20 protein-coding genes are annotated in these 25,540 nt (G+C 56.8%); 9 read left to right on the forward strand and 11 right to left on the reverse strand.

Annotated features, from left to right (window positions below):
• Nucleotides 1–15: 15 nt before the first annotated feature.
• From iscB (QC823_RS05450) to QC823_RS05495, 10 genes are all read right to left on the reverse strand, one after another.
• Nucleotides 16–1,383 carry an RNA-guided endonuclease IscB gene (gene iscB, locus QC823_RS05450; RefSeq protein ID WP_309655342.1) on the reverse strand — a complete coding sequence of 456 codons (1,368 nt, stop codon included), beginning with the start codon at nt 1,381–1,383 and terminating at the stop codon, nt 16–18.
• 270 nt (nt 1,384–1,653) lie between these two features.
• Nucleotides 1,654–2,319 carry an electron transport complex subunit RsxG gene (gene rsxG, locus QC823_RS05455; protein WP_309655343.1) on the reverse strand — a complete coding sequence of 222 codons (666 nt, stop codon included), beginning with the start codon at nt 2,317–2,319 and terminating at the stop codon, nt 1,654–1,656.
• Nucleotides 2,316–3,365, reverse strand: coding sequence for an RnfABCDGE type electron transport complex subunit D (locus QC823_RS05460; protein ID WP_309655344.1), 1,050 nt, complete (start codon nt 3,363–3,365; stop codon nt 2,316–2,318). Before QC823_RS05460 ends, rsxG begins: the two co-directional genes overlap by 4 nt.
• A gap of 16 nt (nt 3,366–3,381) precedes the next feature.
• Nucleotides 3,382–5,046 carry an electron transport complex subunit RsxC gene (gene rsxC, locus QC823_RS05465; protein ID WP_309655345.1) on the reverse strand — a complete coding sequence of 555 codons (1,665 nt, stop codon included), beginning with the start codon at nt 5,044–5,046 and terminating at the stop codon, nt 3,382–3,384.
• A complete protein-coding gene (gene rsxB, locus QC823_RS05470) occupies nt 5,030–5,638 on the reverse strand; it encodes an electron transport complex subunit RsxB (protein WP_309655346.1) in 609 nt (202 codons plus the stop codon). Before rsxB ends, rsxC begins: the two co-directional genes overlap by 17 nt.
• A 31-nt stretch (nt 5,639–5,669) precedes the next feature.
• On the reverse strand, nt 5,670–6,251 hold the full coding sequence (gene rsxA, locus QC823_RS05475) for an electron transport complex subunit RsxA (RefSeq protein WP_309655347.1): 582 nt from the start codon (nt 6,249–6,251) through the stop codon (nt 5,670–5,672).
• 28 nt (nt 6,252–6,279) lie between these two features.
• Nucleotides 6,280–8,316, reverse strand: a complete 2,037-nt coding sequence (gene metG, locus QC823_RS05480) for a methionine--tRNA ligase (RefSeq protein WP_309655348.1) — start codon at nt 8,314–8,316, stop codon at nt 6,280–6,282.
• 94 nt (nt 8,317–8,410) lie between these two features.
• On the reverse strand, nt 8,411–8,692 hold the full coding sequence (locus QC823_RS05485; protein ID WP_309655349.1) for a hypothetical protein: 282 nt from the start codon (nt 8,690–8,692) through the stop codon (nt 8,411–8,413).
• 122 nt (nt 8,693–8,814) lie between these two features.
• Nucleotides 8,815–10,032: a 1-acyl-sn-glycerol-3-phosphate acyltransferase gene (locus QC823_RS05490; RefSeq protein WP_309655350.1), complete on the reverse strand. Its 1,218-nt coding sequence runs from the start codon at nt 10,030–10,032 to the stop codon at nt 8,815–8,817.
• Between the two features lie 61 nt (nt 10,033–10,093).
• Nucleotides 10,094–11,044, reverse strand: a complete 951-nt coding sequence (locus QC823_RS05495) for a recombination-associated protein RdgC (RefSeq protein WP_309655351.1) — start codon at nt 11,042–11,044, stop codon at nt 10,094–10,096.
• A 169-nt stretch (nt 11,045–11,213) separates the two neighbouring features.
• Between QC823_RS05495 and QC823_RS05500 the strand changes: the two genes are divergently transcribed.
• From QC823_RS05500 to QC823_RS05535, 8 genes are all read left to right on the forward strand, one after another.
• Nucleotides 11,214–11,651: an acyl-CoA thioesterase gene (locus tag QC823_RS05500; protein ID WP_309655352.1), complete on the forward strand. Its 438-nt coding sequence runs from the start codon at nt 11,214–11,216 to the stop codon at nt 11,649–11,651.
• 163 nt (nt 11,652–11,814) lie between these two features.
• A complete protein-coding gene (gyrA, locus tag QC823_RS05505; RefSeq protein ID WP_309655353.1) occupies nt 11,815–14,547 on the forward strand; it encodes a DNA gyrase subunit A in 2,733 nt (910 codons plus the stop codon).
• On the forward strand, nt 14,531–15,634 hold the full coding sequence (gene serC, locus QC823_RS05510; RefSeq protein WP_309655354.1) for a 3-phosphoserine/phosphohydroxythreonine transaminase: 1,104 nt from the start codon (nt 14,531–14,533) through the stop codon (nt 15,632–15,634). The genes gyrA and serC overlap by 17 nt, the downstream gene beginning before the upstream one ends.
• Nucleotides 15,635–15,640: 6 nt before the next feature.
• On the forward strand, nt 15,641–16,732 hold the full coding sequence (gene pheA / locus QC823_RS05515; RefSeq protein WP_309655355.1) for a prephenate dehydratase: 1,092 nt from the start codon (nt 15,641–15,643) through the stop codon (nt 16,730–16,732).
• Nucleotides 16,729–19,026: a bifunctional prephenate dehydrogenase/3-phosphoshikimate 1-carboxyvinyltransferase gene (locus QC823_RS05520; protein ID WP_422823596.1), complete on the forward strand. Its 2,298-nt coding sequence runs from the start codon at nt 16,729–16,731 to the stop codon at nt 19,024–19,026. Before pheA ends, QC823_RS05520 begins: the two co-directional genes overlap by 4 nt.
• A complete protein-coding gene (gene cmk / locus QC823_RS05525) occupies nt 19,019–19,708 on the forward strand; it encodes a (d)CMP kinase (RefSeq protein WP_309655356.1) in 690 nt (229 codons plus the stop codon). Before QC823_RS05520 ends, cmk begins: the two co-directional genes overlap by 8 nt.
• Before the next feature lie 184 nt (nt 19,709–19,892).
• Nucleotides 19,893–21,569, forward strand: coding sequence for a 30S ribosomal protein S1 (rpsA, locus tag QC823_RS05530; protein ID WP_309655357.1), 1,677 nt, complete (start codon nt 19,893–19,895; stop codon nt 21,567–21,569).
• 672 nt (nt 21,570–22,241) lie between these two features.
• Nucleotides 22,242–22,616 carry a histone-like nucleoid-structuring protein, MvaT/MvaU family gene (locus QC823_RS05535; protein WP_309655358.1) on the forward strand — a complete coding sequence of 125 codons (375 nt, stop codon included), beginning with the start codon at nt 22,242–22,244 and terminating at the stop codon, nt 22,614–22,616.
• A 117-nt stretch (nt 22,617–22,733) separates the two neighbouring features.
• On the opposite strand, the gene QC823_RS05540 is transcribed toward QC823_RS05535, so the two are convergent.
• Nucleotides 22,734–23,570: a helix-turn-helix transcriptional regulator gene (locus QC823_RS05540; protein ID WP_309655359.1), complete on the reverse strand. Its 837-nt coding sequence runs from the start codon at nt 23,568–23,570 to the stop codon at nt 22,734–22,736.
• A gap of 594 nt (nt 23,571–24,164) precedes the next feature.
• Between QC823_RS05540 and iscB (QC823_RS05545) the strand changes: the two genes are divergently transcribed.
• Nucleotides 24,165–25,532, forward strand: coding sequence for an RNA-guided endonuclease IscB (iscB, locus tag QC823_RS05545; RefSeq protein WP_309655360.1), 1,368 nt, complete (start codon nt 24,165–24,167; stop codon nt 25,530–25,532).
• Nucleotides 25,533–25,540: the final 8 nt, after the last annotated feature.

A 25,540-nucleotide genomic window follows, 5' to 3' on the forward strand; every position in this document is an offset into this window, starting at 1 on the left:
GAAGCACGACCTGGATTACGCTACCGCCTGTCCCGCATCTCCTCTCAGGTTAATGGCCGGTAAAAGGTGATAGCCGTAGCCATCACCGCGCTGAATCACGGTGCAGTACTTATGCGAAATGCCTTGTACGGCACCTTGTTCGGTCTGGATGTTAAAGCTGCCAGTTTTACGCACCGCGACACGGCCCGTATGGGTACCGATTTTCTTGCCGGTGGGCACGATGACGTTGACCATATCGCCGGTCTGAAAGCCTTTAACCTGCTTTTGGCGCATTAAAACGCCCCGGCGAAAACCGTATTTATCCAGCCGTGTGCGTTGATAACTGCCTCGCCCGGTGGCTTTGATCGTTAATGTCGGCACCTGCCAGTCGTGCAGGGCATCGAGTGGACCGACACAGGCCGCGTCCAGGGCATGGGTTTTAGGGATGCAGAGCCGCTGGCGGTTGTATTTCGTGCGCCCGCCTGTACCCACGGCGACCGGCAAGCCGGTGGCTTTGAGGGCGTTAAACAGCGCCCAGCGGGTGGCGTTGACCGCGCTGGCATCCCGCAACGGGCATTGTTGCTGGCGCTGCACTCGCTCAAGCCGCGCCTTGGCGGTGTGACCATGTTTTTTCAGACGCTTTTTGAGCCCTTTGCTGGTCGCGAAAAAGTCGGCAAGCGGCAGCCGAGCCTTTTCCTGATTGCAGTCGTGGCAACTCAGGGTCAAATTGCTGATCCGGTTGGAGCCGCCTCGGCTGCGCGCCACGATATGCTCAACTTCCAGCGGGGTGTCGGTGGTGCCGCAGTAGGCACACTCGCGACCCCACTTTTCCAGCAGGTATTCGCGGACTTCGTACCCCAGCAAGGTGCCTTGCTGGTATTCGACGCCGCTGATCTCGGGGTTTGCCAGCTTTTGCGTGTCAAAGCGTACCAATTCCTGATCTAGCGCCGTGATGGGCGCTAGTTTGCACAACCGATCCACCCAGGCCATCGTGGTATCAATACGGTGCTGGAGGCTAGGCGCCAGCCAGCCCTTGGGCTTGGTGCGGTTATGAAACCGTGGGGCACGGTGGCGCAAATTGGCTGTGCGGCGACGACGCCGAAAGGCGGCGCGCTGTTGCAACGCTTTTTTAATCTGAAAAACCCGATGCTCCAACTCAAACAAGCAAAGGACGTTCTGCCCATCATTCGTTTCCCGCGCCACGGCCAAGCCGGTCGTCTTGCTGCCGGGATCGAGCTTGAGGCGCAAAGGTTGTGTGTCACCACCCACCCGATCTTTGAGCCGGATCGTGAACGGGTAGCGCTTATGCACCACGGCGCGACCGCGCTGAAGCAGCAACCGCGCGCGTTTTTCGCTACACGGCATCAAAGGCCGCTTTTGTTTGTCCAATACGAAAACCGCCATGGCGACTTCCTCCCTATTGGCGCCCTTACGGGCCTAGTGTCGCGGGGCTTGTGCCCCGTCTCCCCTCGGGAATGTGCTACACCGGATTGGCTTTCCGCCGCCTTGCCACCTTCGGCGCTTACTCCTACGCCAGCATGATGGTTCGTTCCAGAGTCCGAAGCTGAGTGAAGCACCTCGGAGTGGGTCTTTACCCTATGTAGCACGTAGCGGGTTGGGTACCGCTCTCCCTGGTCAACCGTGCGAACTTGTGATGTCACAAGCTCGGAGGCTTTAGCCCCGAGTAGTTGACGGCGTCGGCTCCTGTATTTCGTCCGGTTTTGCCAAGCCGGGCAGCGGCGTGCGCTCGGCATAGAACAGGGCTTGATACACGGCGTCGACCACGGCGCGGGGCGTAATGGTCGCGCCGGTGAACGTGTCGAATTCACCGCCGTCTTTGGTTACCGCCCAGGCGCGCTCGGGCAGGCTGTCCAAGCGCAAACCGTTAAACTCGGTGACCCAATCGCTGCGTTGCCGCTCGATCTTATCGCCAAGCCCCGGCGTCTCTTGATGCTCAGTGACGCGCACGCCGCTAATGCGTCGCTCACTATTAACACCCACCAACAGATGTATGTCTCCGCTATAACCTTCGCGGGTAACGACTGGGAGAATGACGACGCTTGTGTCTTGTGCTTGTATTGACCAGCCCTGAGTAGAGCCACGGTGGCCAAGCGCTTGCGGCTCGGGGAGGGGGAAAGCGCCTTCGAGGATGCGCTCGACGTCAACATCGGCAAGGGTTGGCGGCAACACCTCGCGTAGCTTTTGCTGCTGATACACCTCGGCATTGGTGGCAATGCGTTCGGCGGTGAGCGCGCGAATCACCCCAACGCTGCCAGCCGTGACCAAGGCAAACGCCCCGAGCGCCAGTGCGCCCTGCTTGATCGCCGCTTGCACCTTCATGCCTCGTCTCCCGGTGGGCGCTGCCCGCGAGTCGTCTTCGCGTGCCCCATCACGCGCGGGTCGCTATAAAGGTCCAGCAGCGGTACACACAGGTTCATCAACAGCACGGCAAATGCCACCGCGTCAGGGTAGGCACCGAAGGTGCGTATCAGCATCACTAACACGCCAATACCCACGCCATACATCAGTTTGCCACGGCGGCTAGTGGCCGCTGAGACTGGGTCGGTGGCGATAAAAAATGCCCCGAAAATCGCTGCTCCGGTGAAAAGATGAAAACTTGGCGAGGCAAAGTGGCTGGGGTCGCCGGCATAAAAAAGCGCCGCCAGCAGCGTCAGGCTACCCAGCATCGCCACGGGAATATGCCAGCTGATAATCCGCTTGTAGAGCAGAAGCCCACCGCCTAAAAGCCATGCCCAACCACTGTGTTGCCAGGCATCAAGCGTGCCCGGTGGTAGCGGATCCGTTGCCCAGAATTCGCTGGCCAGCACCGCTTCGCCTTTGTGTTTGAACGCATCCAGCGGGGTGGCGCCACTGATCGCGTCCCACTCGGCTGCGGGTAAAAGGCCCAGCACTTGCGCCCACAGCGTGTCGGGTAGAAGCGGCTGCGGTGGTGACCAAAGGGTCATGTAGGTGGGGAAGGAGACTAAAAGTAGCGCATAACCCACCATGGCCGGGTTGAAGGGGTTTTGCCCTAGCCCGCCGTAAAGCTGCTTCGCGACCACCACGGCGGCGACCATGCCCACGCTAATCAGCCACCACGGGCTGGCAGGGGGCAGCGCGACGCCCAGCAGCACGGCGGTGACCAACGCGCTGGAGTCATTAAGCGCCGGACGAATGAGGCGTTTACGCAGAGTCAGCACCGCCGCTTCCAGCGCTAAGCCCATGACCGCGGCGATCACGATATTGGTCAGCACGCCAGCACCGAAGTAATACGTCATGACGGCCACACCGGGCAGCGTGGCGAACAGCACCCAGCGCATCAGCACCGGTGTGCTGTTGGGTCGCTGGGCGGTTGCGGGCGCCGCGGTGTGGTGCAGAAAGCTCATCGTGGCGTCTGTCTCCTTAAAAAGGGGGTTGCTGGCGGGCGGCAGATAGTTTGGCGTCAGCGGCTTTTAGGTTCTCCTGCGCCGTCGCGAGCTGGGTTTCCAGGTCCGAGAGGTCTTGCTGCGGGTCCTGTTGTGCTGCACGGGCGAGCGTTTTTTCCGCTTTGCGCACGGCCGCTTTCGCCGCGGTTTGGGCGATACGTAGGCTGCGTATATCGGCTTGAGCGGTGGCGTCGTCGTTTGCTCCCGCTTGCGCTGGACGTTTAGCTTGCGCGAGACGCGCCTCACGTCGGGCTTGTTTCTCGGCTTCCTCGCGAGCCAAGCGTGCTTGGCGAAACTCGAAGCGGTGTTTGGCGTGTTCGGCTTTTGTAGCTTCGATGCGCTTAAGACGCAGGCGTGCTTTGGCCTCGCGGTAGTCATCCACCAGCGGGATATGGCTCGGGCAGACGTAACTGCAGGCACCGCACTCGATACAGTCGAAGAGGTGGTAGCGTTCCAAGCGAGCGTCATCCCCTGCACGGGCGTACCAATGCAGCTGCTGCGGCAGTAATGACGCCGGGCACACGTCCTCACAGGCGCCGCAGCGGATGCAGGGCGCCTCCGCTGGCGGGGCCGGCAGCTCATCAGCCGTGGCGGCAATCAGGCAATTGGTGGTTTTTCCCACCGGGGTGTCAAGATCGTCTAAAGCGACCCCCATCATCGGCCCGCCGTGAATCAGCGTATTGAGTTCGGCGGCGTTCAGGCCCGCGTATTGCAAAACTTCGCGCACGGGCGTGCCAAGGCGTACTCGGTAATTGCCGGGGCGGGTGAGGGCATTGCCGGTCAGGGTGACAATTCGAGAGGTCAAGGGGGCGCCATCGCGCACGGCGTGCAGCACCGCTAATAGGGTGCCGGGGTTGTGGCACAGCACGCCAACGTCGGCAGGCAAGCCGCCGCTGGGCACTTCGCGGTCCAGCAGCTTTTTAATCAATTGGCGCTCGCCGCCGCTGGGGTAGCGGGTCTCGATGACGTTGATCACCACCGGCAGCGGCAGACTTTGAGTCACCGCCGCTTCTAGTGCGGCAATGGCCTCGGGCTTATTGTCCTCAATGCCGACGAGAATCTGCTCAGCGCCGGCAAGCTTGGCCATTAACTGCGCGCCTTCAAGCACATCAGCCGCAAAGTGCCGCAGCGTCACGTCATCGGCGGTGATATAAGGCTCGCACTCGGCGGCGTTCACCACCAGCGTATCGAGCGAATGGCGCTCGCGCACGCGGGCTTTTACCTGCGTGGGAAAGCCCGCGCCCCCGAGTCCAATGACACCACTGATATCAAGCCGCTCAAGCAGTGTGTCAGGCTCTGCGGCGCGCCAATCCAGCGGCTCTAGGGATATCTGAGACTCTTCGCCGTCGCGATTGATGTCGATATGCGTGTCGGTTATCGCTTCTACGGTGCCGCTAATGCTGGCATGTACAGCGCTTGAAATCAGGCGGTCAGGCTGGGCGAGCAACGTGCCGGTGTTAACCCGTTCGCCTACAGCCACGCAGGGCACGGCGGGGCGCCCGCTGTGTTGACTGAGCGGTAAAACGACCCGATTAGGAAGTGGCGCATCGCTTAACGGGCGCTCGGTCGAGCGGGCCTTGCGCTCGGGTGGGTATACGCCGCCTGGGAAGTTCCGGCCGTGAAATTCAGAGCCGTGCGACATGGGGTGGCTCCTCGACGCGGTCGCTGGCAATGAGGTCGGCGGCGGCGGCGTTAACGACCGGCTGCCACTGGGTCAACGGCGTGCTTCGGGGCAGCATATCAATGCAGTCGACCGGGCAAGGCGCGACGCACAGATCGCAGCCAGTGCATTCATCCTCAATGACCGTGTGCATGAGTTTGGCAGTGCCAATGATGGCATCTACCGGGCAGGCCTGAATGCACTTGGTGCAGCCGATGCACTCGTCCTCGCGGATGAAGGCCACGCGTTCTTCGGCTTGGGCCTCGCCGTCTAATGGTGCGGGTTCGCGCCCCAGCAAATCCGCTAGCTCGGCAATCGTGGTCTCGCCGCCGGGCGGGCATTTGTTGATGGCATCCCCTTCGTTGATCGCTTCAGCGTAGGGGCGACACCCCGGATAGCCACACTGGCCGCACTGCGTTTGCGGCAGCAAGGCATCGATTTTCTCCACCAACGGGTTGCCTTTCACCTTAAACCGTTCCCCCACAAACCCTAATAGCGCGCCAAAGCTCACACCGAGACCGGCCAGCACGGCAATGGCGCTCAATAACGAAATCAGCGCATTGGATTCGAGCATGGCGTGCCCCTCGCAAAAGTGATAACCAACGTTAGAGCTGAACGAGGCCAGAAAAACCCAGAAAGGCAAGCGACATGAGACTGGCGGTAACCATCGCAATCGCCGCCCCTTGGAAGGGTTTGGGAATGTCCGCACCGCTTAAGCGTTCGCGTAGGGCTGCAAATAACACCAGAATCAGCGAGAACCCAAGAGCGGCACCAAAGCCGTACAGCGTGGTGTGGAAAAAGCTCAGTTCGCGGTTGAGCGATAAAAGCGCCACCCCCAGCACCGCGCAGTTGGTGGTAATCAGCGGCAAAAAGATGCCCAGCACTTGGTGCAGAAGCGGGCTCATGTAGCGCACCATTACCTCGGTAAACTGCACCACCGCCGCGATCACCACAATAAAGCTAATGGTGCGTAAGTAGGTTACCTCTAACGGTACTAGCAAGCCGTGATACACCACGTAGCTTGCCGCCGAGGCGAGCGTAAGCACAAAGGTCGTGGCCGCCGACATACCCACGGCGGATTCCAGCTTATTTGAGACCCCCATAAAGGGGCAGAGCCCCAAAAACTGGACCAGGACAAAATTGTTGACCAGCGCGGTGCCGATCAGGATGACGAACAGCTCGCTCATCGGTGACTCAGGTTATTAGTTGATCTGGTTAGGTAACACGCTGACCGGGTTCGGCGCCTGCGTCCGGCGAGAGCAGATAGATGCCTTCGTCGTTAGCGGAGGCGAGCACCATGCCTTCGGAAACGCCAAAGCGCATCTTACGCGGCGCAAGGTTGGCGACCATGATCGTCAATCGGCCTTCCAGCGCTTCCGGCGCGTAGGAGGTGCGAATGCCGGAGAAAACATTACGCGTTTCGCCGCCGATATCCAGCGTCAGCTGCAACAGCTTGTCGGCGCCTTCGACGTACTGCGCCTTGGCGATACGGGCAATGCGCAGGTCAACCCTCATGAAGTCATCGAAGCTGATCTCATCGGCAATCGGGTTATCTGTCAGCGGCCCTTTGGGCGCGTCTTTGAGTTTTTGTTCTTCCACGAGATCCTCCTTTGAAGCCTCGATCATGGCGTCGATCTTGTCGCGCTCCACGCGAGTCATCAGCGGCTTAAACTTATTGATCGCGTGGTTAGACAACACGTCGTGACGGCTATGCCAGTCAAGCGTATCCAGGTTTAGGAACGCTTGCGCCTCTTTCGCCATGGCCGGCACAACAGGCGCGAGATAAACCATCAACTGACGGAAGAGATTAATGCCCATCGAGCAAATATCCAGCACCTCTTGCTCGCGGCCATCTTGCTTGGCAAGTACCCACGGCTCGGCCTCGGCAATGTAGGTGTTGGCTTCGTCGGCCAGCTCCATGATGTGACGCATCGCGCGGCTGAATTCGCGCACCTCGTAGTCAGCGGCAATATCATCGCCAGCGGCAATAAAGCGCGCCAGCATCTGCGGGTCAGCACAGTTTGACGATAATGTGCTGCCGCCAAACTTTTTCACAAACCCCGCGCAGCGGCTGGCGATGTTGATGACTTTACCAACCAAATCGCTATTCACCCGCGCGGTAAAATCGTCAAGGTTTAGATCGAGATCGTCCACCTTGGAGGTGAGCTTAGCGGCGAAGTAATAGCGCAGGTACTCGGGATTGAGGTAATCGGCATAGGTGGCGGCTTTGATGAAAGTGCCGCGGGATTTTGACATCTTGGCGCCATCGACGGTGACAAAGCCGTGGCAGTTGACCGCCGTGGGCGTGCGAAAGTCGGCACCGTGGAGCATGGCGGGCCAGAATAGCGCGTGAAAGTAGACGATATCCTTGCCGATGAAGTGATACACCTCGGCATCCGAACCTGGCTGCCAGAAGCTGTCGAAATCGATGCCTTCGCGCTCGCACAGGTTCTTAAAGCTGGCGAGATAGCCAATCGGTGCGTCGAGCCAGACATAAAAATATTTGCCCGGCGCATCGGGGATTTCAAAGCCAAAGTAGGGTGCGTCGCGGGAGATATCCCACTCGTTGAAGCCCGACTCAAACCACTCCATCAGCTTGTTGCGAATTTGCGGCTGCACATGGCCGTCATTGATCCACTTTTGCAGAAACTCGGCAAAATCTGGCAGTTTAAAAAAGTAGTGGGTGGAGCTGCGCACTTCTGGTGTCGCCCCGGAAATAGCGGATACCGGGTCAATGAGTTCCGCGGGCGTGTACGTCGCACCGCATTTTTCGCAGTTATCGCCGTATTGGTCTTCGGCGTGGCACTTCGGGCAGGTACCTTTGATAAAACGGTCAGCGAGGAAGAGGCCCTTTTGCGGGTCGAACATTTGCTCGATATCACGCGTGGCGATATGGCCTTTATCGCGCAGGCGCGTATAGATCAGCTCGCTGAAATAACGGTTTTCTGTCGAATGGGTGGAATGGTAGTTGTCAAAGTTGACGCCAAAGCGAGCGAAGTCGGCTTGGTGGGCGTGGGAGACACGCTCGATCAATGTTTCAGACGTAATGCCTTCTTGTTCCGCACGCAGCATGATCGCGGTGCCATGCGCATCGTCGGCGCAGACGTAGTAGCACTGCTGGCCACGGCTTTTCTGGAAGCGCACCCAGATATCGGTCTGAATGTACTCCAGCAGGTGACCGAGGTGAATGTCGCCGTTGGCGTAAGGAAGGGCGCTGGTAACCAGAATGTTGCGCGTGGCGGTATGGGACATAGGTAATGATACTTCCGTTGACGTCAGCAGACTGTAATCAAAGACGGCGAAGCAGCCAATGCTTCGCCGATGACAAAATAGTAGGGCGCGCTTGTTAGTAGAGTGCTTGCTCTTCAAGCACTACTTCACGCAGCAGGGCTAGAAAGAGTTTATCGGCTTCGGAATGCTCGGCCGGGTCCTCAGGGATATGCACGCTGGTGGTGTCGGAGATCTCGTTGGCCACCCGGGCCATCACTTCAGGCGTGCTTCCGTTGGCAAACTCTTTGCGTGCCACTTCAAGCGACTGCTCTAAAATTTTAGGGTCTTGCAAAAGCTTACGAATAAAGCTTTGTAGCTCATTGATAATGCGTGTTTTTTGAATTTCTGAAGCGGACATAAAGGTTCTCCTTAACGACCCGGCTTGGTCTCACCAATAAATGCATGAACCATAGCATTTTTTGCCTTTCAGGGCATGATCGGCGTGCATCGCATAAAAATAGCATGCTTATATTGTCATACTTACATCGTCAGTCGTCCCGCTTTGTGTTTCACCGGGTTGGCGTACTGCGCGAGCCAATAAGGCCGTAAGTGCTCGGGCACGGTGGCCAGACGGGCTTGGAAGCGTTCGCGATCCTGATGGGTAATGGCCTTGCGGGCGACAAGCTCGGGGGCATCGCCAAGCGCTTCCAACGCCAGATAATGGCTTGGGTAAAGTCGATAGCCGCCGATCACTTGGCGATCAATTTCCGCAGCGACTTCATCCGGGGTTGCCATGTCGGTGCCGATTGGGGTGCCGAAACGCAGCTGAACGCACCCTTTATCGCCGGTAATGCCGGCCACAATGGACATAATATCTTCGAACTCACTTTTGGCGTAACTGCCTTGAGTATCGACGTCGTAAAGCTCTTGGGCTTTCTGTGTATCGCAGGGGTCAAACTCGTAACTGATCGAGACAGGTACCAGCTTGAGCTCGGCGATGGCATCGCCAAAATTGGCCTCGCGCTCGGCGTGGCGGCGCGCCATGGTGAGCATCTTAATAATCGCGGGGTCGGTGCTGTCGATGCCGTTTTTTGCCCGACCTTCGCGCTGCGCCATCCAAATGGAGTGTTCGTCCTGGGTAATGGAATGACGAATGTAAGCTGATAGCTGCTGGTAAGCGGCGAGCATGGCGCGTTTGCCACGAACGCTACGTGGCACGATAAAGCTTTTATTAAGCCGCATGAGGTCGGTGACGTAAGGCTTTTTTAGCAGATTATCGCCGATGGCAATACGCACGGTATCGCGGTTTGCCTGATACAGCGCATAGTTCACAAACGCCGGATCAAGCGAAATATCGCGGTGGTTGCCGATAAAAAGGTAGGCGCTATTATCGTCCAGTTTATCCAGTCCCGCGACCTCGAACGCCTCGGTTGAGGTGCGGATCATGCGCTCCATGTAGCTTGCAATGCGCATTTGAAAATCGTACACGGTATTGACGCCTTTCACCTCGCGGCGCACGGCGTGGCTTGCCAGCATGCGTGCCAGCGGCGGCGCCCAACGGGCAAGCCGGGGCAGACGAAAGCGTGTTAGGGCATCAAGTAGTTCGCTATCGCGTGAAAGACGCACAAGCACGTCGGCCACTTCATGATCCAAGTACGGGCGAATCTCGGCCCAAGGGTCGTCAGTGTTGGCGTCGGATGTGTTTGCGGTATGTATGTTAGCGCGCGTAGCGGCGCCGGTAGCGTTAGTCTCAGTCATGCCAATCCGTCAAAATAGAAAGCGAGGCGAAGGTGTCATCCAAGCGTGATAACGCAGGTCTTTAGGATGGCGATTGGGACTGAGTTTCGCCACCCAGCCAGCCGATGAGGCGCTCAATGTCGTCAGTTAACGCCTGTGCCATCAAGATAAAATCGGTTTCTAACCGCAGAAGAGCATCGTCACCGTCGTCGGCGTGGTCAGCTTCCTCGATTAGCGCGTCGCCAAAGCGTAGCGACTTCAGCGCTAGGTCATCGTGTAACACAAAGCTTAGTCGTCCTTCGATCCCCAGCGCCAGCTTGCTTGCCTGACGGCCGGTTTCCAAAAGCTGCTGAATATCGTCGCCGTCAAGGTCCACTTGGCGTGCCCGCAGTACGCCGTCGTCGCCCTTGGCTTTAAGCTCGACTTGATCGCCCAGTTGCATATCGGTGGGGCGCGTCGCCGGGTCGTTAAGCCAAGTTGTCATCGCGCGGATGGGCAACGTCTGCACCGCCAGCGGCGTGACTTTCAGGCTACCCAGCGTTTCCCGTAGCAGATCGAGAATTTCTTCGGCGCGGCTGCGGGAGCTAGCGTTAATGCCGATAAGCCCACGGTGGGTATCCCACCACAGATCGGTTTTTTGACTGCGGACAAAGGCGCGGGGCAACAACCCTTCGGTGATTTGCTCTTTAAGCGTGGTTTTTTCTTTGCGGGTGACCTTGCGCCCCTCGCTAGCTTCGATATCAGCCACCTGCTCATCCAGCTCTTCTTTGACCACAGAAGCCGGGAGTAGGCGTTCTTGGCGTAGGGCGGAGAGCAGCCGATGGCCTTGAATTTCGTGCACGTATTGCCCGCTACCCAAGCGACCGGCGGGCGCTGTCCAGCCTAGCCGGCGCGCATCGGCACTGCCGAGCGGTCGGGACGCGTGCGCTTCTAGAGCGTCGCCTAATGCGTCGAGTGGGGGAGTTTGCGCGCTTTCTTGCGCGTCTCCCGGTGCGCCATGTAGGCGGTATAACAGCAGGTTTTTAAACCACATATCGCCTGTCCTAGAGAAAAGGGCAATCATTATGGCGAAAGCGGCGCCTGCCTGCCAGCACGATTCCTGAATCCAATCGCTAATACGCGTAACTGTTGAATGTGTTTCAAACTTGTGTTTGATTTGGCCTTTCGCATATTGCACACATATAAAAATAGAGGGCTTGATAATGAGCGATTCACTCTCACGCACGGCACTACGGGTTCGGGGTTATCACTTGGATGGCTACGGCCATGTCAATAACGCGCGCTACTTAGAGTTTATAGAAGAAGGGCGCTGGGCGTTCTTTGATGAGCATCCCGCGTTAATAAAAGAGCTGCATCAAGCGGGCAAGGCGTTTGTGGTGGTGAACTTAAACATCGATTACCGCGCTGCCGCCGTTGCCGGTGATGATTTGGTGGTGCTTACCGGGATTGTCGACGTCGGTGATCGCAGCGCTGTTTGCCATCATCAGATCATTCGCCGTCAAGATGGTGCCTTGGTCGCAAAAGCGGACCTCACCTTCGTGCTGCTGGATATGAAAGCCAATAAAGCCTCGCCGATTGAGGGCGAGGTGCGTGACGCGCTAAACACGCTCACCCTGAGTAAAGAGGCATTCAGCCTTTAGGCCAACGGCAGCGGGAATCCTACTTCCCCTGACTGCCCTTGCCGCGTCTGCAATGGTATGATGTTGCGGTATTTGCGCGCCGCCGTGTTGTATGACTCCAGGCGGTATTTTTAAGCGCTTTCAACTCTCGCAGTGCCAAAGCAGTGCAAAGGATCTGACTTTCATGGGTGACATCGCCAGAGAAATTCTGCCCGTCAATATTGAAGACGAGCTCAAACAGTCGTACCTCGACTATGCGATGAGCGTTATCATCGGTCGCGCGCTACCAGACGTGCGCGATGGCTTAAAACCCGTGCATCGGCGCGTTCTGTTCGCCATGCACGAGCTGGGTAATGACTGGAATAAACCGTATAAGAAATCGGCGCGTGTAGTCGGCGATGTCATCGGTAAATACCATCCCCACGGGGACAGCGCGGTTTACGACACCATCGTGCGAATGGCGCAGCACTTCTCCATGCGCCACGTGTTGGTGGATGGCCAAGGTAACTTTGGCTCGATTGACGGTGATAGCGCCGCCGCCATGCGTTACACCGAAGTGCGCATGGCGCGTTTGGCCCACGAGTTGCTTGCCGATCTCGAAAAAGAGACCGTCGATTGGGTCGATAACTACGACGGTACCGAACGCATCCCCGATGTCCTGCCCACCAAAGTCCCGAACCTGTTAATTAACGGCTCCTCGGGCATCGCCGTGGGGATGGCGACCAATATTCCGCCGCACAACATGCGTGAAGTGATCGACGCCTGCTTGGCGCTGATCGACGACTACACGCTCTCGGTGGATGACCTGATGGACTATGTCCCAGGCCCGGATTTCCCCACCGGCGGCATCATCAACGGTCGTGCCGGCATCTTAGAAGCCTATCGCACCGGCCGTGGGCGTATTTACGTGCGTGCGTGTCACACCATCGAGCACGACGATAAAACCGGTCGCGACCACATTATTATCACCGAACTGCCGTATCAGGTGAATAAAGCGCGGCTGATTGAAAAAATCGCCGAGCTGGTCAAAGAAAAGCGCATCGAAGGCATTGCCGAGCTGCGCGATGAGTCGGATAAAGACGGCTTGCGCGTAGTGATTGAAATCAAACGCGGCGAGTCCGGTGAGGTGGTGGTCAACAACCTCTTTGCCCAAACCCAGCTGCAAAACGTGTTCGGCATTAATATCGTCGCGCTGGAAAACGGCCAGCCGCGCACGCTCAACCTTAAAGAGCTGTTAGAAGCCTTTATACGCCACCGCCGTGAAGTGGTGACGCGTCGTACGCTATATGAGCTGAAAAAAGCCCGTGAGCGCGGCCACATTTTGGAAGGCTTGACCGTCGCGATCTCCAATATCGACCAAGTGATTGAGCTGATCAAAGCCTCTCCTAACGCCGCAGAAGCCAAACAGAAGCTGCTTGACCGTAATTGGGAGCCGGGGCAGGTGACCGGCATGTTGGAGCGCGCTGGCGCGACCTCTTGCAAGCCGGAAGAGTTAGAGGAAGGCTTTGGCCTTAACCCGTCTGCGACCGAATACCGCCTATCGCCCGCCCAGGCGCAAGCGATTCTGGAGCTGCGGTTACACCGTTTAACCGGGCTTGAAACCGAAAAGCTACTCAATGAATACCTCTCGATTTTGGAAAAAATCGCCGAGCTCACTGAGATCCTCGCCTCCGCGGATCGCCTGATGGAAGTGATTCGCGAAGAGCTGCACGCCATTCGTGAGCAGTTTGGCGATGAGCGTCGAACGGTCATCCAGGCCAGCCATCTTGATCTTTCCATGGAAGATTTGATCGCTGAAGAGGATATGGTGGTTACGGTATCGCGTTCGGGTTACGCCAAAACGCAGCCGCTTTCGGATTATCAAGCGCAGCGACGCGGCGGGCGCGGTAAGTCGGCCACGGCGATGAAGGACGAAGACGTCATTGAGCACCTGCTCGTGGCCTCGACCCACGACACCGTGCTGCTGTTCTCAAATCGCGGCAAAGTCTACTGGCTGAAAGTCTACGAAATGCCGGTGGCCAGCCGCGGGTCACGGGGTAAGCCGCTGGTGAATCTGCTGCCGCTGGATGAAGGCGAGGCGATTAACGCGATTCTGCCGGTGCGCGACTATGATCCTAGCCATTACATCTTTTTCGCCACCGCCAAAGGCACGGTCAAGCGTGTCAGCCTTGAGCAGTTCTCGCGCCCGCGTAGCGTGGGTTTGATCGCCATCGATCTCGATGAGAGCGACCGTTTGGTCGGCGCGGCGATCACCACCGGCGATGACCATGCCATGTTGCTCTCGTCTAATGGCAAGGCGATCCGTTTTGAAGAAGGCAACGTTCGCGCGATGGGGCGCACCGCGCGCGGGGTGCGTGGTATGCGCCTGGCAGGCGACGCGGAAGTGATCAGCTTGATTATTCCCAAGCATCAGCAAATTGATGCCGAGACGGACGAAGACGGTAATGAATCCTTGCCAGTGGCGGAAGCCGGGGCAGGAGAAGCGCCGATTTATATTCTTACCGCGAGCGAAAATGGCTTTGGTAAGCGTACGCGCCTGGGCGAGTTCCCGCTGCGCGGCCGTGGCGGCCAGGGTGTCATTGCGATGCAAACTAGCGAACGTAACGGCGCGCTTGTCGCGGCCATGCAGATTTACGACAGCGATGAAATGATGCTGATCACCGACCGTGGCACGCTGGTGCGCACCCGCGTGGAAGAGGTTTCGACCACTTCGCGCAACACCCAAGGGGTGATGTTGATTCGCTTGGGTAAAGACGAAAAACTGGTAAAAACGGTGCGCGTTGATGAGCCGGAAGATACCGAGTTCGACGTATTAGAAGAAAGCGACGCGGTAGATGGAAGCGACGTGCCAGATGAAAACGATGCGGTAGATGAAAATAAAGAGGAGGCCCCGGGAAACGATGACGCGTCACTATAATTTCTGCGCGGGGCCAGCGGCCTTGCCTGAGTCGGTGCTCAAGCGCGCCCAGGCGGAAATGCTCGATTACCAAGGGCGTGGTCTCTCGGTGATGGAGATGAGCCACCGCAGCGATGATTTTATCGCCATCGCCGAGCAGTCAGAAGCTGATTTCCGAGCACTTCTGGGGATACCGGATAACTATAAGGTGCTGTTTTTGCAGGGTGGCGCTAGCCTGCAATTTTCGATGCTGCCGATGAACTTATTGGGTCGCGGCGGCAGTGCGAATTTTGTCCATACCGGTATTTGGGGCAAAAAGGCACTGGCCGAAATTAACCACCTTGGGCTGCCGCACCATTTGGCGGCCAGCAGCGAATCAAACGGACACACCGCCGTGCCGCCTCATGAGGCGATTGTGTTAAGCGACGATGCTGCTTATCTGCACTTCACCGCCAACGAGACGATCGGCGGGCTGGCGTTTGATTACACACCTAACGCGCAGCGCCGCGATGGCACTGACGTGCCGCTGGTGTGCGATATGTCATCGAGTATTTTGTCTGCGCCGCTTGATGTGTCGCAATACGGCATTATTTACGCTGGCGCGCAGAAGAATATTGGCCCAGCAGGCTTGACGCTGGTGATCGTGCGCGATGACCTGCTTGATCAGGCGCAGAGCCCGATACCGTCACTATTTCACTATCGTGGTATTGCCGAGGCAAAGTCGATGGTTAACACCCCGCCGACTTACGCGTGGTACTTGGCGGGGCTGGTGTTTCAGTGGCTGAAGGATGATATTGGCGGGCTTGTCGAAATGGAGGCGATCAATCAGCGTAAAGCCGATAAGCTTTACGGCGCGATTGATGCCAGCGATTTTTACGCCAACCCCATCGCAACGCCTAATCGGTCACGTATGAACGTACCGTTTGTGCTGGCGGATTCGGCGTTGGACAGCGCCTTTTTAGCCGAGGCCGACAACGCCGGGCTGTTAAATCTCAAGGGGCATCGCAGCGTCGGGGGCATGCGCGCCAGTCTCTACAATGCGGTATCGGAAGATGCCGTGGATGCGCTGATTGCCTTCATGGCAGATTTTGAACAAAGAAGGGGTTAAGCCACGATGTCCGATACGTCCGATAAGCTTGAAGCACTTCGCCAGCGCATTGATCAGCTCGACAGCGACGTTCTGCGTCTCATTAGTGAGCGTGCGATCTGCGCACAAGAAGTGGCGCGGGCCAAGCTTGCCGAAGATGCGTCAACGGTTTTTTATCGCCCGGAGCGTGAAGCCCAAGTACTGCGCCGCATTATGGAGTTAAACGACGGGCCGTTAGACGACGAAGAAATGGCGCGGCTGTTTCGTGAAATTATGTCTGCGTGTTTGGCGTTGGAGCAGCCAGTTAAGGTTGCGTATCTTGGCCCGGAAGGAACGTTCACCCAGCAGGCGGCGCTTAAGCATTTTGGCGAGAGCGCGGTCAGCCTGCCGATGGCCGCCATTGATGAAGTGTTCCGCGAGGTAGAGGCGGGCGCAGTGAACTACGGCGTGGTGCCGGTGGAAAACTCCACCGAAGGCGTGGTGAATCACACGCTGGACACCTTCATGGAGTCCTCTATCAATATCTGCGGCGAGGTCGTGTTGCGGATTCATCATCATTTGCTGGTGAGCGAGAATACCCGGCGAGACAAAGTCTCGCGCGTTTACTCGCATCCGCAATCGTTTGCCCAGTGCCGCAAGTGGCTCGACGCCCACTTCCCCCACGCCGAACGCGTGCCGGTATCGTCCAACGCTGAAGCCGCCAAATTGGTGAAAACCGAGTGGCACAGCGCGGCGATTGCCGGTGATATGGCCGCGAAGTTATATGGCTTAGAGCGGGTGGCAGAAAAAATTGAAGACCGCCCGGATAATTCTACGCGCTTTTTGATTATCGGCAGCCAAGACGTGCCAATATCCGGCGACGACAAAACCTCGCTGGTGGTCGCGATGCGCAACCAACCCGGCGCGTTACATGACCTGTTAGAGCCTTTCCATCGTCATCAGATCGACATGACGCGCTTGGAAACGCGGCCCTCGCGAACCGGTGTGTGGAACTACGTTTTCTTTATCGACTTTAAAGGCCATTACGCCGAACCGCATGTGGCCGCTATGTTGGAAGAAGTCCGTCTGCGCGCTGCCGATTTGAGAGTCTTGGGCTCCTATCCCAAGGGCGTGATGTGAGCGTAGCCAACCGCCTCCCAAAGCCTAAGGCCGCTGTGGCGCACTCGGTGAGCGAATCGCGGCTTTTGATTGTCGGGTTGGGGTTGATTGGCGGCTCTCTCGCGGCGGCCCTGCGCCAGGTGGGCTTCGAAGGTGAGATCGTCGCCTGCGACCCTGACACGAGTGAGATTGAGCGCGGTATCGAAATGGGCTTGATTGATTCCGGCGGGACATCGCTTTCCCAGCAAGCGCCGGGGGCGAGTATGATCGTGCTCGCCGTACCGGTGCTGGCAATGGAAAGTGTAATGCGTGAGCTAGCGGACGTGCTGCCGGATATCGCGCGCGTGGTGATCACCGATGTGGGCAGCACCAAGGCAACGATCCGTGACTGTGCGCGGCGCGTATTTGGCCGAGTACCGTCGACGCTGGTGCTGGGGCACCCGATTGCCGGCTCGGAAAAAAGCGGCGTGGCAGCGGCTAACCCTTCGCTTTATGACAACCACAAAGTGATTCTCACCCCCGAGCCGGATGTTGACCCCGACGCGCTCGCACGGGTGCGCGCGCTGTGGCAAGCAACGGGCGCGGAGGTATTAGAGATGGACGTGGCACAGCACGATCATGTGCTGGCGCGTACCAGTCATCTGCCGCATTTGCTGGCGTTTTCGCTGGTCGATACGCTGGCGCGCCAAGATCAGCGGATGGATATCTTTCGCTATGCTGCGGGTGGGTTTCGCGACTTCACCCGTATTGCCGGCAGTGACCCGGTGATGTGGCGGGATATTTTTATTGCCAACCGCGACGCCGTGCTGGCGTCACTCGATGACTTTGAAGCGGGGCTTGCAACGCTGCGCGCGGCCGTTGAAGCCGGCAACAGCGACGCGATGCTGGCCACGTTTGACCGTGCAAGCCATGCGCGACAGTACTTCGAATCGCTTTTGAACGATACCAGTTACCAGGCGGAATACTTAATGCAATCACAGGGTCAAGTGACTTACCGCGTGCGCCCCGGCGGCCAAGCCCAGGGCCGCTTGCGGGTACCCGGCGACAAATCGATTTCTCACCGCTCGATCATGCTCGGCGCGCTTGCCGAAGGCGTAAGCGAGGTAAAGGGCTTTCTGGAAGGGGAAGATAGCCTCGCGACGCTACAGGCCTTTCGCGAAATGGGGGTGGCGATAGAAGGCCCGCATCAGGGGCGTGTGACGATTCACGGCCTAGGAATGCACGGTTTAAAAGCGCCTTCCGGGCCGCTTTATGTGGGGAATTCCGGCACCGCGATGCGCTTGTTTGCCGGCCTCTTGGCGGGGCAGGCGTTCGATAGCGAATTAACCGGTGATGCCTCGCTCAACAAACGTCCGATGGGGCGGGTGGCTGATCCGCTGCGTCTAATGGGGGCGGTTATCGACACCGCCGAAGGAGGGCGGCCGCCGCTTAAGATTCACGGCGGGTCAGTGCTGAAAGGCATCGACTATGAGTTACCGATGGCCAGTGCCCAAGTGAAATCCTGTTTGCTGTTTGCCGGCATGTACGCTGACGGAGAAATCCGTGTGCGCGAACCTGCGCCAACGCGTGATCATACTGAGCGCATGCTTAACGGTTTTGGTTATTCGGTTTCCCGTGATGGCGATACCTGCTGGCTAGCCGGTGGTGGCAAGCTCACGGCAGGCCCGATTGATGTGCCGTCGGATATCTCATCGGCGACGTTTTTCTTGGTCGCGGCGGCGATCACCCCTGGCGCGGATATCACCCTAGAGCACGTAGGTATTAACCCGACGCGCATCGGTGTGATCAATATTTTAACGCTGATGGGCGCGGATCTTGCCTTGTCCAATCAAGCGGAAGTCGGCGGTGAGCCGGTGGCGGATATCCGTATTCGCTATGCGCCACTCAAAGGCATTGAGATTCCCGCCGATCAGGTGCCCCTGGCAATCGACGAATTTCCGGCGCTGTTTATCGCCGCCGCTAATGCCGACGGCACCACGCGCTTGCGCGGCGCGGAAGAGTTGCGGGTGAAAGAATCCGACCGTATTCAAGCAATGGCTGACGGCCTGGCGGTACTCGGCGTTGAGCATACGGTGGTAGAAGACGGCATCGACATCGTCGGCAATGGCCGAGAGGACACGCCAAGCTATGGCGGCGGGCGCATTGATAGCCTGGGAGATCACCGTATCGCGATGGCGTTCACGGTTGCCGCTCTGCGCGCCAGTGATGAAATCGTCATCGAGGACTGTGCCAATGTGGGGACGTCGTTTCCCAATTTCGTTGAGCTTGCGACACGCATCGGTATGGACGTGAAGGTGGAGGGCGAAAATGGCTGAGCAGGTACCCGTTCTTACCATTGATGGTCCCGGCGGCGCGGGAAAGGGCACGATCAGTAGCCTGATGGCACAAACGTTAGGTTGGCACCTACTCGATAGCGGTGCGCTCTATCGCCTTACCGCTCATGCGGCCGCGAAACACCAAGTTGCGCTGGATGACGAGCCTGCATTGGCTAGGCTCGCGGAACAACTTGACGTGGCCTTTCCGGTTGAAAACGGCGTGTCCGTGACATTGTTGGAAGGCGAAGACGTTGGTCGCGCGATTCGTACAGAAACCGCAGGCGAGCGAGCCTCGCAAGTGGCCGCGTTACCGGCGGTTCGCTCGGCGCTTTTGCAACGCCAGCGCGACTTTCGCCAATCGCCAGGACTGGTGGCCGATGGGCGCGATATGGGCACCGTGGTGTTTCGTGACGCCCCGGTTAAGGTATTTTTAACCGCTAGTGCCGAAGAACGGGCACGGCGGCGGCATCTTCAGTTGCAGGAAGCCGGAGTGGATGCTAGTCTTTCGAGTCTTTTAGAGGAGATTCAGGCACGCGATGCACGCGACACGCAGCGCGAAGTGGCTCCACTCAAGCCGGCAGATGATGCCATTACGCTTGATACCACGCGCCTGAGTATACCGGAAGTGGTAGATTGGATGACCGAGCTGCTGGCCAAGAAAGGCATAGCGCACGGTATTTGATTCTCCCTTGCGGCGCTTTCGAATCGGCGTCATGACGTGGCAGGGCACTTAACTCTTTGCGGTGAGCCCGGCTAGGTCGAACCAGCGCTAACGCCCTCGAAAGCAGAGTGACATTAGGCCCGTACTTGCTGGTGGTGCGGAGAAGGCAGTTATGCCTCAACAACGTTGATCACGTAGGAAAACCATGAGCGAAAGCTTTGCTGAACTGTTTGAACAGTCTCTTAACGACATCGATATGGAGCCGGGCGCCATCGTCGTGGCCCAGGTTGTCGACATTGACGGTGATTGGGTTACCGTTAACGCTGGCCTGAAGTCTGAAGGTCAGATTCCCGCGGCACAATTCCGCGATGAAAACGGTGAACTGAACATCGCTATCGGTGACGATGTACACGTTGCCCTGGAAGCCGTAGAAGATGGCTTCGGTGAAACGCGTCTGTCCCGTGAAAAAGCCAAACGCGCTGAAGCGTGGAAGATTCTTGAAGCAGCCTTCGAGAAAGATGAAGTCATCAAGGGCGTGATCAACGGTAAAGTCAAAGGCGGCTTCACCGTCGAGGTAGACTCCATCCGTGCCTTCTTGCCGGGCTCTTTGGTCGATGTTCGCCCGGTTCGCGATACTGCGCACCTTGAGAATAAAGAGCTCGACTTTAAAGTTATCAAGCTCGATCCGAAGCGTAACAACGTCGTGGTGTCGCGCCGTGCCGTTCTCGAGGCTGAGAATAGTGCCGAGCGTGAAGCGCTGCTTGCCACCCTGCAAGAAGGCCAGCAGATTAAAGGTATCGTTAAGAACCTTACCGACTACGGTGCCTTCGTTGATCTAGGCGGCGTTGACGGCCTGCTCCACATTACCGATATGGCGTGGAAGCGCATCAAGCATCCGTCTGAAATCGTTGCGGTAGGCGACGAAATCAACGTGAAAGTGCTGAAATTTGACCGTGAGCGCAACCGCGTATCGCTGGGTCTTAAGCAACTTGGTGAAGATCCGTGGGTCAGCATCAAGCAGCGTTACCCGGAAGGCACTATCGTGCATGCCGTGGTAACCAACCTCACCGATTACGGCTGCTTCGCCGAGTTGGAAGAGGGTGTTGAAGGTCTGGTTCACGTGTCTGAAATGGACTGGACTAATAAGAACATCCATCCGTCTAAAGTGGTTCAAGTAGGCGACGATGTTGATGTGATGATCTTGGATATCGACGAAGAACGTCGTCGTATCTCCTTGGGTATCAAGCAGTGCACGCCGAATCCGTGGGAAACCTTTAACGCCCAATACAACAAGGGCGACCGTGTTTCTGGCACCATCAAGTCGATCACCGATTTCGGTATCTTCATTGGCTTGGAAGGCGGCATCGACGGCCTGGTTCACCTGTCCGATATCTCTTGGACAGAGACCGGCGAAGAAGCTGTGCGCCACTTCAAGAAGGGCGACGAAGCCGAAGCGGTTATCCTCTCTATCGACCCGGAGCGCGAGCGCATTTCTCTGGGTGTCAAGCAGATGGATACCGACCCAGTCGCTGAGTTCCTGTCCGTTAACGATAAGGGCTCTATCGTCACCGGTCGTGTTGTTGAAGTGGATGCCAAAGAAGCGCAAGTTGAGCTCGCGACGGATGTTGTCGCCGTGCTGAAAGCGTCTGAAATCAGCGCTGATCGTGTGGAAGATGCACGCAACGTACTGAACGAAGGCGACAGCGTTGAAGCGCGCATCGTCAGTGTCGATCGCAAGAGCCGTCAGATTAATCTGTCAGTGAAGGCGAAAGAGCAGGACGAGACACGTCAGAACATGAAGAAGGTTCGTGAGCAAGAGCCGGAATCAGGTGCTCCGACGACTATCGGTGACCTGATCAAGCAACAAATGGGTCAAGACTAACGCTGTTGAATCAGGCGTCTTTTTAAGGCTCTGTTCATATCGTTAGGCCCATTCAAAACGCCGCCCCACGGGGCGGCGTTTTTTCGTCAGATGCACGCACTAAAACGCTCCTTCTTAGCCTGGTCTCTGCGCCCCTGCTGAATCTGCTCCTGACTGTTCCCACTCATCCCGAGTCTGATTCCTCCCGTTCATCCTGAGCTTGTCGAAGGAGTGAGAGGGAAGTGCCGAGCTCAGTGTGCCCCATGGCGCTGGCATTACTGTTTATTTGTGTTTGTTAACGCTAGTGATCCTAGCCTCTTTTTTAAGTTCTTCTCTTGTGTCGTGTAGCCGACTTGTCGATTGAGTTGATTGCGTAAAAACCTGATAGGGCAAATAAATTGCTTACTGTTGTGCTCTTTGTCTGTCTTTAAGATGTTTAGACCTGGAAAAAATAGCGATTATTTGTGTAAAGTCGACGATACTGTTGTCAGTTGTATTATTTAACGCAATAATATGCAGGCAATCAAAAGCACTTGAGTCTGATTTTCTAAAAAGGTTGAGTGATTGCTTAACGACAAAATCAAATACGACACTTGCCTATGAAGCTTAAGTTGAGAAAATTAAAGCCAGTCAACGAACTTTTTTCGGCGTAAATGAATTTTTGCGGCTTAAATGACACAAAGGATGCCCCGAATGTCCCTATTGAATGAATATATCCAGAAAGAACAGCAACTAAAGCAGCTGCAAGAAGATCTGCAGCGCATGGAAGGTGATCAGCGCTTAAAGAGCGAGCTTGAATTCAAAGAGCGACTTGAAGCACTGATGGAAGAGTTTGGCAAAATGCCGGCGGATCTTATTGCGTTGTTTGACCCCAACGTTCGGTCGAATGATCAAAAGCAAATGAAGAGTACCGATGGCCGTCGTAAACGCCGTCTCAAGATTTACAAGAACCCGCACACTGGGGAAGTGATCGAGACCCGTGGCGGGAACCACAAAGGCCTAAGGGGCTGGAAAGCAGAATACGGTGATGATACCGTCGAATCCTGGCTTGTGCGCATGGAAGACTAACCTCGGCAATACGTGAAGCAAGCTTCTGTTGTGAAGAGCACGTCACGGTAACCGGTATTTTTCTGCAATGCCGGTTACGCATTGAGTGCTTTCCCACAATAATACAAACGAAAATATCTACCTCGTTAAAGGTACACGCAGCTCTAGTGTCGTTTTACGCCATAAAACATACGGCGCACTACCACTGATATAAAACGGGGTGGCTGTGCAAGTTAAATGACACAGAGCGTGCACCAACGCACGCGAGAGCGCTGACAACTCATCAAAGCAGGTGACGGCGTAGTATTGCGGCGCCAACGTAACACGCCGATATGGCGTAGGCAGAGAGGGCGTTAATGACAAGTCACTTTGTGGCGTCAGATAAAGCCCCACGTCTGTTCGCCGTTGCGCGGGTGGTGACTGAATGACATGCGCATCAATTTTTTCTGTGAGTAAATCCGGTAAGGCAATGCTGGGTATCGCATGTTCGAAATTCGTTGCTATCGACCCCAATGGTTTAGCGTGCAGTGTTGAAGTGCCTAAATCGTTAAATTGCTCAGATGCGTTATAGTGTCGCTGAAGTATCATTTGCCGCTGCGGTTTATTGACAATGCGAGTGATAAGCTCATTAGGTGGACGTTCTTGGTGAAGAGCCTGGCGTAACACTTGCCGAAAATGACGCGGGCTTTTGGCAAAGTACTTATGGAAAGCGCGGGAAAAAGAGGAGTGGTTATAATAGCCACATTCACGCGCGACTTGCGCTATATTTTTCGGAGTTAGCGCGAGTAGCACGGCCGCGCGTTCAATGCGCCGCTGGTCGCGATAGGCACTGGGTGAAATGTGAAAACACTCACGAAATTGACGCCTGACTTGCGAATCGGAATAGCCTAAATGGTTGGCAAGGTCCGTAATACCCAGTGGCTTTCCAATGGTATCTTGAAGCCATATCTCTGCCTGTGTCATCGCTTTAAACATTATTTGGCCTCCCATGCATCAATCATGCAGGTGTGTTGTATTACCTGCTAAGCACCTTCCCGGTGCGTGCTTGCGTAAGCGTTTACCGCAGCGCTTTTGGCGCTATAGCCGACTGTTTACGTCTTGTGCGTTATAACGAAATCGGCTGAGGTTGTGTATTACAAACGTAGTACGCTCTTTATGCGGGTTTTAGGGGGGCAAAGGCAAGTTTGATATGCATTTCTGCGCGATTGCGCACAGTTTTTAAGAAATTAGCGCCTACTTAAGCAATATGACTGCCTTTTCAGCAGGTGAAGACGAGAGCCGGTCAATCATCTCTGCCTAAAAGCAGAGGCTTGTAAAAGCAAGCCAGGTTGACCAGGGAGAGCGGGCCGTATCGCCGCTACGTTGATAACAGGTCGTTAAGACTCACCGTCAAATGCTTCCTCAGTTTGGCGCTCTGAAAGATCAGGATCATGCTGGCGGAAGGTAAAGCGCCGAAGGTTCTGACCGCTGCCGCCAGGCAGGAGCCGGTTATCAACATTCCCGAGGGGAGACGGGGCGCAAGCCCCGCGACACTAGGCCCGTAAGGGCATTGGTATAGGAAAAAATCGCATGGCGGTTTTCGTATTGGACAAACAAAAGCGGTCATTGATGCCGTGTCGCGAAAAACGCGCTCGACTGTTGTTGGCGCGCGGTCGCGCCGTGGTGCATAAGCGCTACCCGTTCACCATTCGGCTAAAAGATCGGGTAGGCGGCGACACGCAAACGCTGCGCCTTAAGCTCGATCCGGGCAGCAAGACGACCGGCTTGGCCGTGGTGCGGGAGGCGAATGACGGCCAGCATATCCTGTGCCTGTTCGAGTTGGTGCATCGCGGCTTTCAGATCAAAAAGGCATTGGAGCAACGCCGTGGCTTTCGCCGCCGTCGTCGATCAAAGAACCTGCGTTACCGTGCGCCTCGCTTCGATAACCGCACCAAGCCCAAGGGCTGGCTGGCGCCCAGCCTTCAGCATCGTGTCGATACGGTGATGGCGTGGGTAGAACGGCTCCGCAAGTTCGCGCCGATTACCGCACTGGATCAGGAGTTGGTGCACTTTGATACCCAAAAGCTGGAAAACCCCGAAATCAGCGGTGTCGAGTACCAGCAAGGCACCTTACTGGGTTACGAGGTCCGTGAATACCTGCTGGAAAAATGGGGCCGCGAGTGCGCGTACTGCGGTGCCTCCGACACCCCGCTGGAAATCGAACACATCGCGCCGCGCAGTCGAGGTGGATCGAACCGCATCAGCAATTTGACCCTGGCATGTCACGACTGCAATACCGAGAAGGATCGGCTGCCGCTTGCCTACTTCTTTGCCACGGCGCCCGGCCTTCGTCGTCGCCTGAAAAAGCACGGTCACACCGCCGAAACACGGCTTGAACGAGTGCAGCGCCAGCAACTAAGTCCGCTGCGTGACGCCAGTGCGGTCAACGCCACCCGATGGGCGCTGTTTAACGGACTCAAGATTACTGGATTGCCGGTCACCGTGGGTACCGGCGGACGCACCAAATACAACCGCCAACGTCTGGGGATCCCCAAAACCCACGCGCTAGACGCGGCATGCGTAGGCCCGCTGGATGCCCTGCACGACTGGCAGGTGCCGATGCTGACCATCAAAACCACCGGGCGCGGGAGTTATCAGCGCACCCGGCTGACCCAACACGGTTTCCCACGGGGCTACCTGATGCGGGCAAAACAGGTGCACGGCTTTCAGACCGGCGATATGGTCAAGGCCATCGTGCCCACCGGCAAGAAAGCCGGTACCCATACGGGCCGCGTCGCGGTGCGTAAAACCGGTAGCTTTAACATTCAGACCGAGCACGGTGCTGTCCAAGGTATTTCGCACAAGCACTGCACCGTCATTCAGCGTGGTGACGGCTACGGTTATCACCTCACACCATCCATTAACCATAAAGGAGGCGCGGGGCAAGCGGTGGCGTAATCCAGGTC

It is taken from the genome of Vreelandella vilamensis (assembly GCF_031451755.1).
GTDB lineage: Bacteria > Pseudomonadota > Gammaproteobacteria > Pseudomonadales > Halomonadaceae > Vreelandella > Vreelandella vilamensis.